Raw genomic sequence first — 17919 nt, 5'->3', positions numbered from 1 at the left:
AATTTCTGCAGTAAGGAAAATTTGCGTCGCGACGCCGGTGATCTGGTGCATATGTTCGAGCCGTTCATCGACATTGCGCCAGGCTCCGCCGCATAATTGCGATCGGCAACCAGCACCCGCAGAGAGTTTCCGCATGCCTACAAAACCAAAAACCAGGGAGAACGCCGTGGCGGATCAGGTCACGGGGACCTCCCTCGGAAAAAAGATCCGCAGCCGCCGCCGTGCCATCGACATGACGTTGCAACAGGTGTCGGAGCGGGTCGGATTGTCGATCGGCTTCCTCTCCCAGATCGAACGCGGCACATCGACACCGTCGCTATCGTCATTGTGCAACATCGCCGAGGCGCTGGGGACGAGCGTCGATGCCTTCGTCAACGCGACACGCCAGTCCGGAGCGGTCTCGCGGCCGGGCGAGCGTGAGCCGTTCAACCTCGGTGACGCACGGCGAACCTACGAGCTGCTCGGGCAGGGGTTCCCGGGCGCCAAACTGAACCCCTCCTTGGTGCGTCGCCCCCCCGGCCACATGTCCGAACTCATGCGCAATGAGGGTGAGGATTTTGTCTACGTCCTCGAAGGCAGCATCCTGCTCGAGGTGGATGGCGCCCGTCATATCCTGAACAAGGGGGACTCTATGCATTTTCAGTCTCACCTCCCGCACAGGTCAGCGACATTGGGCAACGAGACGACGCTTGAGCTCTGGGTCCGCACATTGCCGTTTTTCCCTTGAGGATCGCCAAGCCGGCACCGGCAGCGAAGGATTGTTTGCGCAGCCTATGATTTCTTCGGCCAGGTATCGGCCAGCTTGTAGCCCTCCGGCCATGGGTCGTCGGGGTCGAGCATGTGCTGGTGCGTGCCGGTGATCCAAGCGCGGCCGGAGATTTCCGGCAGGATCGCCGGGCGACCGCCGACTTCCGTGGTGCCGACAATGCGGCCGGTGAAGGTCGAGCCGATCACCGAAACCGCCGTCAGGCGATCCTCGAGCCCCATCTGGCCGCGGGCATGCAGCACCGCCATCCGCGCCGACAGCGCCGTGCCGGTGGGCGAACGATCGACCTTGCCGGGCTGGATCGCGACGGCCGCTCCCGCGCGCAGGCCCTCGGCCGTGCGCTCGACGGCGCCGGCGAACAGGCAGAAAGAAAAATGCTTCCAGTCGGGGTTCTCGGGATGGTGGAAACCGAGCGCGGCGTTGGCCGCATTGGTGATCTTCACGCCGAGCTTGGCAATGTCGCCCGCCTCGTCCGCCTTCAGGGCGAAACCCAGGGCCGCGGCGTCGACGATGACAAAACTGTCGCCGCCATAGGCGGTGTCGACGGTGAGCGTGCCCAGCCCTTCGACCTCCAGCCTGGCGTCCAGCCGCTCGGCAAAGCTCGGCAGGTTGCGCACATGGATGCGCTCGGCCTTGCCGTTCCGGCATTCCGCCCGCACCCGGACGAGACCGCCGGGCGCTTCCAGAGTGATTTCCGTCACCGGCTCCCGCATCGGCAGGATGCCGCTGTCGAGCAGTACCGTCGAAACGCAGATCGAGTTCGACCCCGACATCGGCGGCGTGTCCTCCGGCTCCATGATGATGAAGGCCGCATCCGCTTCCGGGTGCTTCGGCGGCACCAGCAGATTGACGTGACGGAACACACCGCCGCGCGGTTCGTTCAGGACAAAATTGCGCAAGGTCTGGTCGCGCGCGATCCAGCGGCTCTGCTCCCAGATGGTGTCGCCCGGCGGCGGCGTGACCCCACCGACGATGACGTCCCCCACCTCGCCCTCGGCATGAGCCGAGATCACATGAATTGTCTTCGTGCTACGCATCGGAACGAACTCTCCGGAAGGACCGAAACCGCTTATTTCACGACGAAGCCGTGGGCGAAGGGGTCGCGATCGTCGATGAAGATGGTGTTGATACCGGTCTGCCGCGCCCAGCCGGCGACGGAGGGAATGATCGCCTCCCGGTCGGCCACCTTCGTCGCCGCTTCCACCTTGCCCTTGAACAGCGAGCCTATGATCGATTCATGGACGAATTCGTCGCCGACCTTGAGCTTGCCCTTGGCGGCGAGCTGCGCCATGCGCGCCGAAGTGCCGGTGCCGCAGGGCGAACGGTCGATAGCCTTCTCGCCATAGAACACGGCGTTGCGGGCATGCGCCTCGGCTTTCGTCGGCTTGCCGGTCCACAGGATGTGGCTGAGGCCTTGTATTTCCGGGTGCTCCGGATGGACGAACTGATATTTTGCGTTGAGCGCGGCGCGCAGCTTCGGGCTCCAACCCACCAGTTCGCCGGCGGTATGGTCGGCCATGTCACGGAAATTCTTTTGCGGCTCGACGATGGCGTAGAAATTGCCGCCATAAGCGACGTCAACGACGATCTCGCCAAGGCCCTCGACCTCTGCGGTCAGGCCCTCGGCATAGAGGAAGCCCGGAACATTGGTCAGCCGCACTTCCTCGACGAAGCGGCCCTCCTGGCGATAGGTGATGTCGACCTTGCCGGCCGGCGCGTCGATCGACAGTTTGCCCGGCTCGCGCGGCGTGATCAGACCGTTTTCAATTCCCATGGTGATGGTGCCGATGGTGCCGTGGCCGCACATCGGCAGGCAACCCGACGTCTCGATGAACAGCACCGCCACATCGCAATCCGGGCGCGTCGGCGGATAGAGGATCGAGCCTGACATCATGTCGTGGCCGCGCGGCTCGAACATCAGGCCGGTGCGGATCCAGTCGAACTCACGCAGGAAGTGCGCGCGCTTTTCCAGCATGGTCGCGCCTTCCAGGCGCGGGCCGCCGCCCGAAACGAGGCGGACGGGATTTCCGCAGGTGTGTCCGTCGATGCACGAGAATGTGTGGTTGGCCATGGCCGGGACCTTTGTCAGAATCTTTGAGGCGAGAAGGGTGCGATGTCGATGGCGGGCGCCTTGCCGGTCAACAGATCGGCGACGATCCGGGCAGTGCCCGCCGATTGGGTCAGGCCGAGATGGCCGTGGCCGAATGCATGGACGACGCGCGGCGTGGCACGCGCATAACCGATGGCCGGCAGGCTGTCCGGCAGCGACGGACGGAAGCCCATCCATTGCACCCCGCCGCCCGGCTTGAGGCCAGGCAAGAAAGCCTGCGCCTTTTTCAGCATGGCCTCTGACCGGCGGAAGTTCGGCGCGCGCTGCAGCCCGCCGAGTTCGACCGCCCCGCCGACGCGGATGCCGGTCGAAAGACGGGTGACGACGAAGCCGTGCCCGCCGAAGGTCACCTGGGTGCGCAGGTCAAAGGCGTCGGCAGGCAGCGTGGTGTTGTAGCCACGCTCGGTCTCCAGTGGAATATTCTCTCCAATGGTCCGCGCGATCCGCTGCGAGAAGGCGCCGGCCGCCAGCACCACCTTGGCGGCACGCCGCATGCCGCCATCAGCGGTAACAACCTCGACCCCGTCCTCAAGCGAACGCAGTGCCGTCACCTCGGCGCGTTCGATCACGCCGCCCGCCGCATGAAAGTGCGCGGCCAGCGCCAGCGTGTAGAGCCGGGGATCGGAAATCGAAAACCATCCGGGCGTAAAAGTGCCGTGGGTGAAGCGGGGAGCGAGGCCGGGCTGGATTTCGGCCATGCCGGCCGCGTCGAGATGACGAAACTCTATCCCATGCTCTGCGCGCGCCTGCCAGCCGGGCAGCGAGGCCTTGAGTTCCGCCTCGCCTTCATAAACCTGCAGATTGCCGTCCTTGCGCAGCATCGGCATCGTGCCGGTCTGCCGCAGGAACGGCTCAAGCTCGGCCTTCGACAAATCCATCAGTGCCGTTTGCGCCGTCGTCGAATGGGCAACGCGCGTTGGCGAACAGGCTCGCCAGAAACGGAACATCCACGGCGCGATCTGAAGCGCATAGCCGGGCGGCACCGACAGCGGACCGAGCGGATCGAGCAGCCATTTCGGCGCTTTCTTCAGGATACCCGGCGATGCCAGCGGCAGGATGTCGGTGAAGGCGAATGCGCCGGCATTGCCGGCGGAAGCGCCGGCGGCCGGGCCTTCGCGGTCCAGCACCGTGACCGAGAGCCCGCGTGCCTGCGCGACAATCGCCGCCGAGAGCCCGACGACCCCCGCTCCGATGATTATGACGCCGGCTTCGGCCATCAGCGCATGTCCGCCAGGAATTTCCGCATTCTCACATACCCTCTCTGCATGGGTCTGCCCGCTGACGGCAATGCACTATTCCGCGTCGCCGCCTACAAATCAATTCAAAAATACAAACAGTATACAAAAAATATTTGAATACCGATTTCGGCGACGATTGCCCGGCCGCCCCGCGCGGAAACCCTGCGCGGAGCGGAGCGGCCCGATCAGCCGAGGAAATCCTCGGGCAACAGCTCTTCTGGCATGTTCTGATAGGACACCGGGCGCAGGAACCGGCGGATCGACATGGTGCCGACACTGGTCGCGCCGAAATTGGTCGAGGCCGGATAAGGCCCGCCATGCACCATGGAATCGACCACTTCCACGCCGGTCGGGAAGCCGTTGACCAGCACGCGACCGGCCTTGCGCTCCAGCACCGGGCGCAGGCGTCGTGCGGCGTCGAGATCGCCGGCATCCATGTGGATGGTCGCGGTCAATTGGCCGTCAAAGCCGCGCGCGATCTGTTCCATCTCGTCCAGCGAACCGACCCGCACCACCAGGCCGAGCGGCCCGAAAACTTCCTCGCCCAGCGCGTGGTCGGAGACGAAGCGCGCACCCGTCGTCTCGAACAGATTGGGGGTGGCCGAGCGGCCCGAGGATTGCGTCATCAGCAGCGGCTTCAGCGTATTGCGCGTTGAAAACCGCTCCGTGCCGTCATGATAGGCCTTGGCGATGCCGTCGGTCAGCATGGTCTGCGGACCGACCTTGGCGAGTGCCTCGACCGCCGCGCCGGCGAAACGGTCGGCATCAGCGCCGTCGATCACCACCGCGATGCCGGGATTGGTGCAGAACTGGCCGGCGCCCATCGTCAGCGACCCTGCCCAGCCCTGCCCTAGCGCTTCGGCGCGTGCCTTGAGCGCTTCCGGCAACATCATCATCGGGTTGACCGAGCCGAGCTCGCCAAAGAACGGGATCGGCTCCGGACGTTGTGCGCACAGGTCGAACAGAGCGCGGCCGCCGGCAAGCGAACCGGTGAAACCCACGGCCTTGATCAGCGGATGCTGCACCAGCGCATGGCCGACCTCGCGGCTGCCGCCCTGGATCAGCGAAAACACGCCCGGATGCACACCGGTTTTGGCAATCGCCGCCTCGATGGCCTGCGCGACGATCTCGCCGGTGCCGGGATGCGCCGAATGCCCCTTCACCACCACGGGGCAGCCTGCGGCGAGCGCCGCCGCAGTATCGCCACCGGCGGTCGAAAAGGCGAGCGGGAAGTTCGAGGCGCCGAACACGGCCACCGGGCCGATCGGCCGCTGGATCAGCCTGATTTCCGGACGCGGCGCCGGCTGGCGAGCAGGCATCGCCGCGTCCTGGCGACGGTCGAGATAATCGCCCTTCTCGATATAGTCGGCAAACAGCCGGAGCTGGCCGGTGGTGCGGTCGCGTTCGCCTTGCAGGCGCGCTTCGGGCAAGCCGGTCTCCTGGCTGCCGATCTCGGTGATCTCGGCGGCACGGGCTTCGATCTCGTCGGCGATGGCGCGCAGGAATGCGGCGCGTTCCTTGCGCGAGGCGTAGCCATAACTCCAGAAGGCATCCTCGGCGGCTTCGCAGGCGCGGTTGACCAGTTCGGTCGAACCGGCGGCAAAGTCATGCGCGGGGCCATGAGCCGGAGTGCTGGCGAAGGTGCCCACTCCATCCAGCCATGCGCCCGCGACAAGGTGCTTTCCCTTCGGAGTGAAGCTCATCTACCGATTCCTTTCAAATAAACGGAGGTACAGGCAGCAACGCAGCAGCCAACCAGTTTGCGCCATGCCTTTGCGACACACGCCAATGCCGGCGTCGAAAGCATCGCGCCCGGCCTTGCCGAAATCAACCAGCAAGCCTTCTGAAACGAAAAGCCGCCGCTACCTGGAAACGGCGACCGCCGCCGCAGCGCTCACAATTGCGCGTCGGCCAGGAAAAAGCCCGCGAAACGCGAGCTTTTTCGTCGTTCGGCAAATCCGGGATCAGCCCTTGTACTTCTGCACAGCGCCGGGGAGCTTGCTCCATTCGCCATACCAGCTGTTGAACAGCTTGAACTGCGCCTCGCAATAGCCGCGCTGGCTGTCGGTCAGGGCGTCGGTCTCGTTGAAGTGGAGCGTGTATTCCTTGTCACCCTTCAGCACCATCATGTGCTTGAAGTAGAGGACGAGGTCCGGGCCTTCGTCGAAGGACGACAGCACGGCCAGCGCCTGCTCCAGTTCCAGCGCCCGCTGGCGCGCATCGACCTCGCCGGCGGCGGCGGCCTGTGACAGGTTGCAGAGATGGATCACTTCCTTCGGCAGCACATTGCCGATGCCGGTGATGGCACCCGTCGCGCCGCAATTGACGAAACCGTGGAAGACGGCCGTGTCGACGCCGATCATCAGCGACACGCCATCGTCGCGGCTGGTGATGTTCTCGGCCGCATAACGCATGTCGGCATTACCGCCGAATTCCTTGAAGCCGACGAGGTTCTTATGTTCAGCGCGCAGCGCGAAGAACAGGTCGGCGCGGGTGGCGAAACCGTAATAGGGGCTGTTGTAGATGACAGCCGGCAGATCGGGGGCCGCCGACAGGATCGCCTTGAAATGCGCCTTCTGGGCAGTCAGCGACGGACCGCGCGACAGCACGCGCGGGATGACCATCAGGCCGTGGGCGCCGACCTTCTGGGCATGCGCAGCATGGGCAACCGCCGAGGCGCTGTTGATGGCGCCGGTGCCGACGATGACCGGCACGCCGGCCTTCACCAGGCGCTCCACGCCCTCCATGCGCTCTGCGTCGGTCAGCAGCGGCCAGTCGCCCATGGAGCCGCAATAGACGACCGCCGACATGCCCTGCGCGATCAGTTCCTTGCCCTTGCGCACCAGCGCATCGAAATCGGGGCTGCGGTCTGCCTTGCACGGGGTCATCAGCGCGGGGATTACGCCGGAGAAAATCTTGGCCTTCATGTCAAACTCCTCTGGGCTTGTCGGGTCGGGGCGGATCGCGACGCCATGGCGCGGCTCACGCTCTCGACACTCAATATACACGTTGCATTTTATTTGTCGACAAGAAATCGACAAATGGTCAGAGCGCTATGTCCAGCCGCTCGCCACGGGTGAAAAGCTTCTGGATCTGATGCACGATCTGCTCGCCATGCGCCTTGCCCAGACGATCCGCTGCCTCGACGTCGCGGGCGGCGATGACGGCGATCATGTCCTCGTGCTCGTCGACGAAACGCTGCGGCAGGCGGTCGTCATAGGACTGGTAATAGAGTCTGAGGATGCGCCGCCCCTCATCGAGCAGCCGGTTGAACAGGCTGGTGAAGTAAGGATTGCGCCCGGCCTCCGAAATCGCCGAATGCAGCGCCGCATTGGTGGCGATCATCGCCAGCGCGTCCTGCGCCTCAACGGCGGCGGCGAATTCGACCTGCAGCGCGCGGATCGTCTCAAGGTCTTCGGCCCGGTGATGCTCGGCCGCCAGCCGCGTGGTGACGCGGTACATCAGCACCAGCGCGTCGAAATAGGTGTGCATGTTCAGGAAGTCGATGTTCGACACCATGGTCGAGCGGTTGGGCAGCGTGTCGATCAGCCCCTCTCCCGACAGCCGCACCAGCGCCTCGCGGATCGGCGTACGCGACATCTTGAAACGCTCGGCCAATTGCACTTCGTCGATCGGGCTTCCCGGCGGCAGCACCAGATCGAGGATCTCGTCGCGCAAAAGGTCGTAGACCATTTTGACGCCGGAGCCGCGCTTGCGCTCGGGGGCGGAATTGGAGTCGGCATCGGTCATCTGGCAATCCTCTTGTCGACAAGAGAAATACGTCCCGTCGCCAGATGGATCAACAAGTTCCGGAGTTATCCCCGCCATCCGGATGCGGGACACAGCGATATCCCGCCGACGGACCGTCGGCACGCAGGAGGCTGGGCTAGAGAATGCGAGGCCGGAACGGTTATTCCGGCGACCCGTCGACCAGTCGTTCCAGCCGCTCGATCCAGAACGGGCTGTTGGTGGCGACCATGTCGTAGCCGAAGCGACGCGATTTCTTGATCGCCGCAAGCTGCGTCGGCGAAGTGATTTCCTGGCGCCGGCCCCGGCCCAGCCAGAAGACGCGCAGCTTCAGCACGTCCAGCGCATGGCGCGTGGTGGCGTGATCGAGATCGGACCCATGATCCTCGTAGACGAAGACGGTATCGCCGGCGAGCAGCCGCGCCGCGCCGGAAAAAGCCGCGATCTCCACGCCCTCGACGTCGAGCTTGACGATGAACTTGTCCAGCCCCGCGAACTGCGGCAGCGCCGCGATATCGTCGAGGCTGATCGTGTCGCATTCGAGGATCGGCCTGGAGCCGTCGGCGGGATCGACCGTCGTACGCGCTTCGTGCTTGGCGCCGAAAATGCGCACATGCTGACCGCTGGTTGCGCCGATCGCCCTGTTGAGCACGCTGAACCGGCTGTCGTTCAGGACCCGGTTGTCTTCCAGCACCCTGAACGTGTCCGGCGCCGCCTCCACCGCGACCGCTGCCTTGCCGCCGGCCTCGGGACCGCTCGCCAGGATCGACCAGTAGCCATAATTGGCACCGCCGTCGACGAAGCCGTAGTCGATGTCGCGCGCCGCCTCCAGGAGCACGACGGTGGAGTGCTCGTAGGAGTACCCCGGCAGCAGCAGGATCGACCAATAGGCATCGCAATAAGGAACACGCATCAGCGCCCCGGGCGCCAGGCTGAAAATCATCGGCCGGCGACTGGGCAGCAGCGTGCGCACCGTGCGCGCCACGTAGGAAAAGCCAAACTGGCGCAGGGGCATGAGCACCCGCATCGCCAGCCGCAGCGTGGTCAGCGCTATGCCCTCGCGCAGGCCGGCGCCGCTGATGCGCCCGCTTCGCGCGTCGATGACGATGTCTTTTGCAGAAGGCTTCAGCATGCGCGGTTCAATATCCGAGATCGCCTCCAAATACGATGTCATCTGCCCACCCCAAGGCTTTCCCTGAACGCAGCCCTTGCCACCCTTCGCCCATAAACCATGTTTGCCGCCGTTTCGCTCGGAAACCAATCATTAACCTTACCGGCTGGGCCTGACGGCGCTTAAGCCTCGAAAATTGCCTGCCGTTACAGACCGGGCACCCCGCGCACGCGCGCTCTGGAGCGCTGACATGAGATGAAAATTCTCATCTCCCCCGCACGCATCGCGGTCGCTTGACAATCGAATTTTTCTTCCTATTTTACCGATTAGCTAATTAGCCAATCGGAAAAATAATGGACCAACTCAGCCTCGCCTTCCATGCGCTCGCCGATCCGACACGCAGGGCCATCCTGATGCGGTTGGCCAAGAGCGATGCCACCGTCAACGAATTGGCGGAGCCGTTCGACCTTCGGCTGCCGACCATCTCGAAGCACCTGAAAGTGCTTCAGCAGGCCTCGCTGGTTTCGCAGACCCGCGAGGCGCAGCGCCGCCACTGTCACCTTGAGAGTGGGGCGCTGAAAGAAGTCGCCGAGTGGGTATGGAATTGCCGCACCCACTGGGAAGCAAGCTTCGATCGCCTCGACGCTTTCCTGAACGACATCGAAGCGGCGACCAAGGCCAGCAAGAATTAGCGCCGGCACCGGTCGAACTAACTCAACCTATTGTTTTTATTTGTGAGTGGAGAAGTAATCATGTCCAAAACCACCTTTACCGCCGAGCCGGGCAAGCAGGAAATTGTCCTGACGCGAACATTCAACGCGCCGCGCGAGCGTATCTTTGCCGTTTTCACCGACCCGCAAGCGATCCCGAACTGGTGGGGTCCCGCCTGGCTGACGACGACGATCGACAAGTTCGAACCGAGGCAGGGCGGCATCTGGCGTTTCGTGCAGCGCGACAAGCAAGGCAACGAATACGGCTTCCATGGCGTGCATCATGAAGCCACCGCCCCTTCGCGCATCGTGCGCACCTTCGAATTCGAGGGCATGCCCGGCCATGTGCTGCTCGAGACCGTCACCTTCGAGGAAGTCGGCGGCAGCACCAGGGTCGTGGCGCAGTCGGTATTCCAGTCGGTCGAAGCGCGCGACGGCATGGTGCAGTCAGGAGCCGAAGCCGGCGCGGTCGAGAGCTGGGATCGCTTGGAAGCCCTGCTTTCAGCCTGATCGCATTGCAAAACCTGAATGGGAAAAACCGCCGGCCACTCCGGCGGTTTTTTCTTTGCCGGCGGCGAATGCTCTCCAGGCCCCGGCTGATCGCAGAGGCCTGCGAAGCCAGAAGTGCCCGCGCGGCCTGGCCCTCGCGAACGCTTGACAGTTCCGTTGAAAACCTGCGATGAAACGTTTCATCGTGCCTGGGAGGAAACGGCGCGATGACAAAGTGGAGGAAGTTATGAAGTTCGGAAAGATTATCGCCGCCGGCGTTCTGGCGGCCTCTCTAGCCATGCCCGCAGCCAGCTTCGCCGCCGACAAGCCCGTGGTTGGCCTGGTCATGAAATCGCTCGCCAACGAGTTCTTCAAGAACATGCTGGAAGGCGCCAAGGCCCATGAAGCCAAGCGTGGCGACTACAAGCTGAAGGCCGTCGGCATGCAGTCCGAGACCGACATCGAGACCCAGATCAACGCCGTCGAAAGCTTCATCACCGAAAAGGTCAACGCCATCGTCATCGCGCCGGCCGATTCCCGCGCGCTGGTGCCGCCGCTGAAGCGGGCCATGGAAGCCGGCATCACCGTCGTCAACTTCGACGTGGCGCTGGACGAAAAGGCCAAGAAAGAGGCCGGCGTCGAACTCGCCTTCGTCGGCCCGGACAACCGCGCCGGCGCCAAGATGGCCGGCGAAGCGCTGGCCAAGAAGCTCGGCGAAGGCGGCAAGGTCGTCATCATCGAGGGCAATCCCGGCGCCGACAACGCCGCTCAGCGCAAGCTCGGCTTCGAGGACGCGATCAAGGACGGCAAGCTGAAGCTGCTCGATTCCCGTACCGCCCATTGGGAGACGGAAGAAGCGAACTCCGTCTTCGCCAACATGCTCACCGCCCATCCCGATATCCAGGGCGTGATGGCGGCCAACGATTCCATGGCAGTCGGCGTCGTCAAGGCGATCGAGGCCGCCGGCAAGACCGGCAAGATCGAAGTCATCGGCTTCGACAACATCCCGGCCGTGCAGCCGCTGCTCAAGGAAAAGAAGATGCTGGCCACGGTCGACCAGTTCGGCCAGCAGATGGCGGCCAACGCCATCGACAAGGCGCTCGGCGTTCTGGCCGTCGGCGCCCCGCTCAAGGGCTGGGTCAAGACCGACATCAAGCTCGTCACCTCGGACGACGTGAAGTAACCTCACGATCGGCGGTCACGCCAACAGGCGCGGCCGCCTCGACGGAACGACCCATGGCAAATGTAACGCAGAATGCCGCACGCGCGGCAACGGCCGACATGCATCCCATCCTGGAGCTTTCGGACGTCCGCAAGCGCTTCGGCGGCGTCGTCGCCCTGAACGGCGTCTCCTTCACGCTACGGCCCGGCGAAGTCCATGCGCTGGTCGGCGAGAATGGCGCCGGCAAGTCGACGCTGATCAAGATCCTGTGCGGCATCGTCAAGCGCGACGCCGGTTCGATCACCTTGGACGGCACCGCCTACGAGCCGCATTCGCCGGCCGACGCCAAGGCACATGGCATCCAGGTCGTGCACCAGGAGTTCAATCTCCTTCCCTACCTCTCGATCGCGGAAAACATCTGCTTCGAGGACATTCCGCGCCGGCGTTTCGGCATTGTCGACTACCCCGAGGTCTACGCCAGGGCCCGGCAGGCGCTGGCGCGCATCGGCCTCGACGACATCGATGTGCGCCGGCCGGTGGAAACGCTCGGCGTCGCCCACCGCCAGCTGGTCGAAATCGCCCGCGCGCTGATGGGCGAAAGCCGCATCCTCATCCTCGACGAGCCGACCGCGACGCTGACCGCGCGCGAGACCGAACGGCTTTTCACCATTGTCGACGGCCTGCGCGCCAAGGGCGTGGCCATCGTCTTCGTGTCGCACCATCTCAGCGAGGTCTTCGCCAATTGCGACCGCGTCACCGTGTTGCGCAACGGCGAGTCGGTGATGACTTCCGACATTGCCGACACCTCGCCCGAAAAGCTTGTCAGTTCGATGGTCGGTCGCCAACTGGCCGCGCAAATGGCCGCGACGCGTGAGCTGGACCGCGGCGGCGGCGTGGCGCTGGCCTTGAAGAACCTGCGCCATCCCGCCTCCCCCAATCCTGACGGCATTTCGCTCGACCTGCATTATGGCGAGATCCTCGGCATCGCGGGCCTCGTCGGCGCCGGTCGCACCGAATTGCTGCGCTCCATCTTCGCCGCCGACCTGCCTATGTCCGGGACACTGGAACGCGACGGCCGGCAGCGCCGCTATGGCAGCCCGAAAGCCGCGATCCGCGACGGCATCGGCTTCCTGACCGAGGACCGCAAGGAAGAAGGCCTGATCCTGGCCATGCCCATCGCCGCCAATGTCAGCCTCGCCAATCTGCGCAAGGTCTCGCATGCCGGCCTGCTCGACAGGGTGGCCGAGGCACGGATGACCGAAAATCTCGGCAAGGAGATCAAGCTCAAATACGGCAAGGCTTCCGATGCCGCCTCGACACTGTCGGGCGGCAACCAGCAGAAGGTAGTTTTGGCCAAATGGCTGGCCAACGACCCGAAGATCCTGCTGCTCGACGAACCGACACGCGGTGTCGACGTCGGTGCCAAGGCGGAGATCTACGCCCTGCTACGCGGCCTTGCCGAGAAGGGGCTCGCCTTGCTCGTCGTCTCCTCGGAACTGCCGGAACTCATCACGCTCTGCGACCGCATCCTGGTCATGTCGAAACACCGCATCGTCGGCGAGGTTCTGCGTCCGGATTTCTCCGAAGAACGCATCCTCGGCTTCGCCTACAAGGACGAGAACAATCATGGACGCCACTGACTTCGGCCGCCCGGCCTCAAGCGGTCTCGCCACCACGACCAAGACCGTGTTGCGCGAAGCCGGCATCGGCATCGCGCTCATCCTCTTGATCGTGGTGTTCTCGCTGGGAACGGACCATTTCCTGACGGCTTCGAACGTCACCAACATCTTGACCCAGGTGACCATCAATCTGGTGCTGTCGATCGGCATGACCTTCGTCATCCTGATCGGCGGCATCGATCTGTCCGTAGGGTCGGTGCTGGCCTTCGCCGCCGTCGTCGCCGGCACGGTGATGACCCTGCCCGGCCTCGATCCCACGCTTGCCGTGGTGCTGGCAACGATCAGCTCCATCGCCGCGGGCATCGTCTTCGGGGTGCTGAACGGCCTGATCAGCGCCTGGTGGAGCATCCCGTCCTTCATCGTCACCCTGGGCACGCTGAACATCGCGCGCGGCGCGGCCCTTCAGGTCACCGGCGCCTCGACCATCTATTCCTTCCCGGCCGGCTTCAACGCCTTCGGCTCGCAGACAATCTACGGCGTGCCGGTGCTGTTCCTGATCGCGCTTGTCCTGGTCGCGGTCGGCTGGTTCGTGCTGACCCGCACGGTGTTCGGCCGTGTTCTCTACGGCATCGGCAACAATGAGGAAGCGACCCGGCTCGCCGGCCACAACGTCTTTTTCTACAAGGTCGCCGCCTTCACCATTTGCGGCGCCGCCGTCGGCATCGGCGCCATCATCTATATGGCGCGGCTCAACATCGCGAGCCCGATCATCGGCATCGGCTTCGAGCTCAACGCCATCGCCGCCGTCATCATCGGCGGTACCAGCCTGAGCGGTGGCCGCGGCTCGATCATCGGCACCCTGCTCGGCGCCTGCATCATCGGCGTGCTGGCCAACGGTCTCATCCTGCTCGGCCTCAGCGACTTCATGCGGCAGATGATCACCGGTTTCGTCATTATCCTCGCAGTCATCCTTGACAAATATCGCGAAAGGCTAACCAAGGCCTGAGGCAGCGCGGCATGGATCGCCGCAACATCCGGGGCATAGCAGCGTGGTCAACATCAAGGACGTCGCCCGGCGGGCGGGGGTTTCGGTCGGAACGGTCTCGCGCGTCATGGCCAGGAACGAGACGGTCGGCGCTGCCCTGCGCGAAAAGGTCGAGGCGACGATCCGCGAGATGAACTTCAAGCCGAACCATGTCGCGCGCGGCCTGCGCCGCCGCCGCACCGACATGATCGGCCTGGTGATCCCCGACATCACCAACCCCTTCTTCGCCGAACTCGCCAAGCATGTCGAAGCTGTCGCCTTCCATGCCGGCCTTTCGGTGCTGTTGTCGATCACCAATGACGATCCCAAGATCGAGGTGGCGCAGATCGAAAGCCTTTTGAAGAGCCGCCCCACCGGCCTGATCGTGGTGCCAATCCAGTCCGGCCAGTCGCAGAGCTGGCGCGGCGACACCGCCACAGTCGTCGTCGACAGGAGACTACAAGGACACGGCCTGCTTTCCGTCGACCATCATGGCGGCGCGGCGCTGGCGGCCGAACATCTGATCGGCCTCGGCCATCGCCACATCGCCTACATAGCCGGACCGGCCGACGCACCGGTTTCCAGGGCGCGCCGGGCGGGCTTCGTCGAGCATCTCGAGGCCGCCGGCATCAAGCCCGAGATCATCGAAGGCCATTTCGACTATGTCTCAGGCGAAGCGCTCGGCCGCCAGTTGCTCGACCGGGCGCCAGCGAAGCGGCCAACCGCCATCGCCACCGCCAACGACCAGCAGGCGATCGGCCTGCTGCGCGCCGCCTCCGATCTCGGCATCAAGGTGCCGGACGAGCTTTCCGTCATCGGCTTCGACGACATTCCGCTGGCCGGGCTGATCACGCCGCGCCTGACCACCATCGGTCAGCCGGTGGAGGACATCGCCAAACGCGCCGTCGCCGCGGCAATCGCCGGCAGCGGCGTTGCTGCCGGAGAAGACGAACTGCTCTCCGGCGTGCTTGTCGTGCGCAATTCCACGGCACCCGTCGGTCGGCGCGAAGCTGTATAAGCGGGTCTGGCCACCGCAGGACCGTCGCGAGCCCGACCTTCGCGGCCGGCTCGCGCACCGCGCGGAACATGGGCGAAAAAAGCCTCGCCGGCACGGTTGACCCTCCACTTGGTGGAGACGTTAGGACGGTCCCATGAGCGAGAAAATGCACACGATCGGCGAACTTTCGCGGCTGAGCGGCATCTCGGTGCGGCGCATCCGCTTCTATTCCGACAAGGGGCTGCTGCCGCCGTCCACCCGCACCGTCAGCAACTATCGCATCTACAGCGATACCGATGTCGCGCGCCTCGACCTGATCAGGGCCTTGCGGGAGGCCGGCGTCAGCCTGGCCGCCATCCGCAAGCTCCTGTCCCGGCGGCTCGAACTGAAAGATGTCCTGGCCATGCGCCTTGATGCCCTGGAAGTCGAAATCGCCTCCCGTCGCCGGGTCGCCGCCGTGTTGCGTGCCACGCTCAGGATCACGGAACCAACCGCAACCGACCTGAGGAGACTTTGGACGATGACGACCCTGTCCCAAAACCAGATGCGCACCATGATGGAGCGTTTCTACGACAAGGTGGGCACGAGCGCCGAGATGGGCGAAGGCTGGAAGCGCCAGATGATCGATGCCGCCATGCCCGAGCTGCCCGACGAGCCGACGTCCCGGCAGATCGACGCCTGGAACGAGATCAGCGCCATGATCGGCGACGAGAGCTTCGTTTCCGAGATACAGGCCGAGACGGCCGCTATGTGGAACGGTGAGTTCGACCCGGGCGCCTATGCCGAGGCTGCCAACGCCATTCTGGCCAGGGTGAAGGCCGCTATCGCCGCGGGCGTAGCCCCGATCTCGCCGGAGGGCGAAACGATCGCGCGCGAATGGCTGGACCGATCGGCGAAGGCAATGCGCAGGCAGCCGGACCGGGCCTATCTGGAATGGCATCTCGGCCAATACCGCAAGCATCATGCCCGCTCGACCCGGTATCAGGAACTGCTTGCCATATTGCGCGGTGAGGAACCCGGCCAAGGGCCCGGCAACGAGTGGCAATGGATCAACGAGGCGATGACACCGCTGCTGGCGACGGCGCAAAACTGACTTCGACGCCCCGAACAAAAACGAATGCCCGGCGCATGTCTCGCGGACGCGCCGGGCATTCCAGGGAGATATCAGGCGAAACCCGGCCTACTGCGCCGTCCAGCCGCCATCGATCGGCAGCGTCGTGCCGGTGATCTGCTTGGCCGCGTCCGAGCACAGGAACAGCGCCAGCGCCGCGATCTCGTCCACCGTCACGAACTCCTTCGTCGGCTGGGCCGCCAGCAGAACGTCGTGCTTGACCTGTTCCTCGGTCATGTTGCGGGCCTTCATCGTGTCGGGGATCTGCTTTTCGACCAGCGGCGTCCAGACATAACCGGGCGCGATCGCATTGGCCGTCACCCCGTCCTGCGCGGCCTCCAGCGCCACCGTCTTGGTCAGGCCGGCAATACCGTGCTTGGCCGAGACATAGGCCGACTTGAAGGGCGACGCTACCAGCGCATGCGCCGAAGCGGTGTTGATGATGCGCCCCCATTTGCGCGCCTTCATGCCCGGAAGCGCGGCCTTGATGGCGTAGAAGGCGGCGAGCAGGTTGATGCGGATGATCGCTTCCCACTTGTCGTCGGGAAACTCCTCGATCGGCGCGACATGCTGGATGCCGGCATTGTTGACCAGGATATCGAGGCTGCCGAATGCCTGTTCGGCCTCGTGCACCATGGCGGTCACTTCCGGGCCATTCATCATGTTGGCGTTGGAATAGCGGCACTTGACGCCGAAATCGGCTTCGATGCCGGCACGTTCCCTCTCGATCGCATCGGCATCGCCAAGTCCGTTGATGGTGACATTGGCGCCTTCGGCGGCGAAGGCCCTGGCGATGGCAAGGCCGATGCCGCTGGTCGAACCGGTAACAAGCGCGTTCTTCGAAGTCAGGGAGCCCATGATGATCTCTCGTCTGGCGTTTGCGATGGCATTCTAATTAGGTGCATTGCAGCAAGTTTCCATCACAATCATGTGTCGGTCTTCGTTTGGAACCAACAAACAGCTGAAATCGTTCATCGACCCGACACAAGACCGTCATGCTGCCATGCAACATGACAGGTGTTGTTTCCGATATGACATTCGTCAATCCTGAGGTGACAGCTTGGAAATCGCCGACGTCGTGAAGCGCGCCTATGCCATGCCGCTCACCAATCCCTCGTTCCCGCCCGGCCCCTATCGTTTCTTCGACCGCGAATATGTCATCATCACTTACCGCACCACGCGCGAGGCGCTGGAGGCGGCCGTGCCGGCGCCGCTCGAGATCGATGGCGATCCGCTGGTGAAATACGAATTCATCCGCATGCCGGACTCGACCGGCTTCGGCGACTATACCGAGAGCGGCCAGGTCATTCCGGTCCGTTTCGACGGCCAGCACGGCGTCTACGTCCATTCCATGTATCTGGACGACGATGCGCCGATCGCCGGCGGCCGCGAATTGTGGGGGTTTCCGAAGAAGCTCGCCAATCCCAAGATCGTCAATGAAGGCGAGGTCGTCGTCGGCACGCTACACTATGGCTCGGTGCTCTGCGCCACCGGCACGATGGGTTACAAGCACCGCGCCGCCGACCAGGATCAGGTGATGGCGGCGCTGACCGCGCCTAACTTTCTCGTCAAGATCATCCCGCATGTCGACGGCACGCCGCGCATCTGCGAACTGGTGCGCTACCACCTCACCGACATCACGCTGAAGGAAGCTTGGGCGGGTCCCGCCGCGCTCGACCTGCGGCCGCATGTGATGGCCGATGTCGCTCGCCTGCCGGTGCTGGAAGTGGTGTCGGCGCTGCATTTCACCGCCGATCTCACGCTCGGCCTCGGCGAGGTCGTGTACGACTATCTCGCCGGCACACGCTGACCATCCCCTTTCTTTGCCGGAGTTG

Annotated in this window: 17 protein-coding genes; 9 read left to right on the top strand and 8 right to left on the bottom strand. The window is 64.1% G+C overall.

Translation table 11 applies throughout. The features are described 5' to 3' along the window. The first annotated feature begins 166 nt into the window (after positions 1–166). The gene (locus FZF13_RS14145) at positions 167–727 is read left to right on the top strand and encodes a helix-turn-helix domain-containing protein (RefSeq protein WP_024926625.1); all 561 of its coding nucleotides are present in this window, start codon (positions 167–169) and stop codon (positions 725–727) included. Between the two features lie 44 nt (positions 728–771). Here the strand turns inward: FZF13_RS14145 and FZF13_RS14140 are convergent, their stop codons facing one another. From FZF13_RS14140 to FZF13_RS14110, 7 genes are all read right to left on the bottom strand, one after another. After that, positions 772–1803, bottom strand: a complete 1032-nt coding sequence (locus tag FZF13_RS14140; protein WP_024926624.1) for a trans-3-hydroxy-L-proline dehydratase — start codon at positions 1801–1803, stop codon at positions 772–774. A 32-nt stretch (positions 1804–1835) separates the two neighbouring features. Continuing rightward, the gene (locus tag FZF13_RS14135) at positions 1836–2837 is read right to left on the bottom strand and encodes a 4-hydroxyproline epimerase (protein WP_024926623.1); all 1002 of its coding nucleotides are present in this window, start codon (positions 2835–2837) and stop codon (positions 1836–1838) included. Between the two features lie 14 nt (positions 2838–2851). Further along, a complete protein-coding gene (locus tag FZF13_RS14130; RefSeq protein WP_275040851.1) occupies positions 2852–4096 on the bottom strand; it encodes an NAD(P)/FAD-dependent oxidoreductase in 1245 nt (414 codons plus the stop codon). A gap of 203 nt (positions 4097–4299) precedes the next feature. Then, complete coding sequence (locus FZF13_RS14125; protein WP_024927250.1) at positions 4300–5817, bottom strand: aldehyde dehydrogenase (NADP(+)); 1518 nt, start codon at positions 5815–5817, stop codon at positions 4300–4302. Positions 5818–6078: 261 nt separating this feature from the next. Continuing rightward, on the bottom strand, positions 6079–7041 hold the full coding sequence (locus FZF13_RS14120; RefSeq protein WP_024923931.1) for a dihydrodipicolinate synthase family protein: 963 nt from the start codon (positions 7039–7041) through the stop codon (positions 6079–6081). Positions 7042–7159: 118 nt separating this feature from the next. Further along, the gene (locus FZF13_RS14115; RefSeq protein ID WP_024923932.1) at positions 7160–7864 is read right to left on the bottom strand and encodes a GntR family transcriptional regulator; all 705 of its coding nucleotides are present in this window, start codon (positions 7862–7864) and stop codon (positions 7160–7162) included. Positions 7865–8024: 160 nt separating this feature from the next. After that, positions 8025–9035: an FkbM family methyltransferase gene (locus FZF13_RS14110; RefSeq protein WP_024923933.1), complete on the bottom strand. Its 1011-nt coding sequence runs from the start codon at positions 9033–9035 to the stop codon at positions 8025–8027. 290 nt (positions 9036–9325) lie between these two features. Between FZF13_RS14110 and FZF13_RS14105 the strand changes: the two genes are divergently transcribed. The 7 genes from FZF13_RS14105 (at position 9326) to FZF13_RS14075 (ending at position 16066) form a co-directional block, all read left to right on the top strand. Further along, the gene (locus tag FZF13_RS14105; RefSeq protein WP_024923934.1) at positions 9326–9664 is read left to right on the top strand and encodes an ArsR/SmtB family transcription factor; all 339 of its coding nucleotides are present in this window, start codon (positions 9326–9328) and stop codon (positions 9662–9664) included. Between the two features lie 60 nt (positions 9665–9724). Beyond that, on the top strand, positions 9725–10192 hold the full coding sequence (locus tag FZF13_RS14100; protein WP_024923935.1) for an SRPBCC family protein: 468 nt from the start codon (positions 9725–9727) through the stop codon (positions 10190–10192). A gap of 277 nt (positions 10193–10469) precedes the next feature. Beyond that, the gene (locus tag FZF13_RS14095; protein ID WP_373426402.1) at positions 10470–11354 is read left to right on the top strand and encodes a sugar ABC transporter substrate-binding protein; all 885 of its coding nucleotides are present in this window, start codon (positions 10470–10472) and stop codon (positions 11352–11354) included. A 53-nt stretch (positions 11355–11407) separates the two neighbouring features. Next, positions 11408–12973 carry a sugar ABC transporter ATP-binding protein gene (locus tag FZF13_RS14090; protein WP_024923937.1) on the top strand — a complete coding sequence of 522 codons (1566 nt, stop codon included), beginning with the start codon at positions 11408–11410 and terminating at the stop codon, positions 12971–12973. Further along, positions 12960–13958, top strand: coding sequence for an ABC transporter permease (locus FZF13_RS14085; protein ID WP_024923938.1), 999 nt, complete (start codon positions 12960–12962; stop codon positions 13956–13958). The genes FZF13_RS14090 and FZF13_RS14085 overlap by 14 nt, the downstream gene beginning before the upstream one ends. Before the next feature lie 43 nt (positions 13959–14001). Beyond that, positions 14002–14994, top strand: coding sequence for a LacI family DNA-binding transcriptional regulator (locus FZF13_RS14080; protein WP_024923939.1), 993 nt, complete (start codon positions 14002–14004; stop codon positions 14992–14994). A 133-nt stretch (positions 14995–15127) separates the two neighbouring features. Beyond that, complete coding sequence (locus tag FZF13_RS14075; protein WP_024923940.1) at positions 15128–16066, top strand: MerR family transcriptional regulator; 939 nt, start codon at positions 15128–15130, stop codon at positions 16064–16066. Positions 16067–16153: 87 nt separating this feature from the next. Here the strand turns inward: FZF13_RS14075 and FZF13_RS14070 are convergent, their stop codons facing one another. After that, positions 16154–16942 carry a 3-hydroxybutyrate dehydrogenase gene (locus tag FZF13_RS14070; RefSeq protein WP_024923941.1) on the bottom strand — a complete coding sequence of 263 codons (789 nt, stop codon included), beginning with the start codon at positions 16940–16942 and terminating at the stop codon, positions 16154–16156. A 202-nt stretch (positions 16943–17144) separates the two neighbouring features. Between FZF13_RS14070 and FZF13_RS14065 the strand changes: the two genes are divergently transcribed. Further along, positions 17145–17894, top strand: a complete 750-nt coding sequence (locus FZF13_RS14065; protein ID WP_024923942.1) for an acetoacetate decarboxylase — start codon at positions 17145–17147, stop codon at positions 17892–17894. Positions 17895–17919 lie beyond the last annotated feature (25 nt).

The organism is Mesorhizobium terrae (assembly GCF_008727715.1).
GTDB classification, from domain to species: Bacteria; Pseudomonadota; Alphaproteobacteria; order Rhizobiales; family Rhizobiaceae; genus Mesorhizobium; species Mesorhizobium terrae.
Note: the sequence above shows the minus strand (reverse complement) of the source record. Positions and strands in the feature narration are given on the sequence as shown.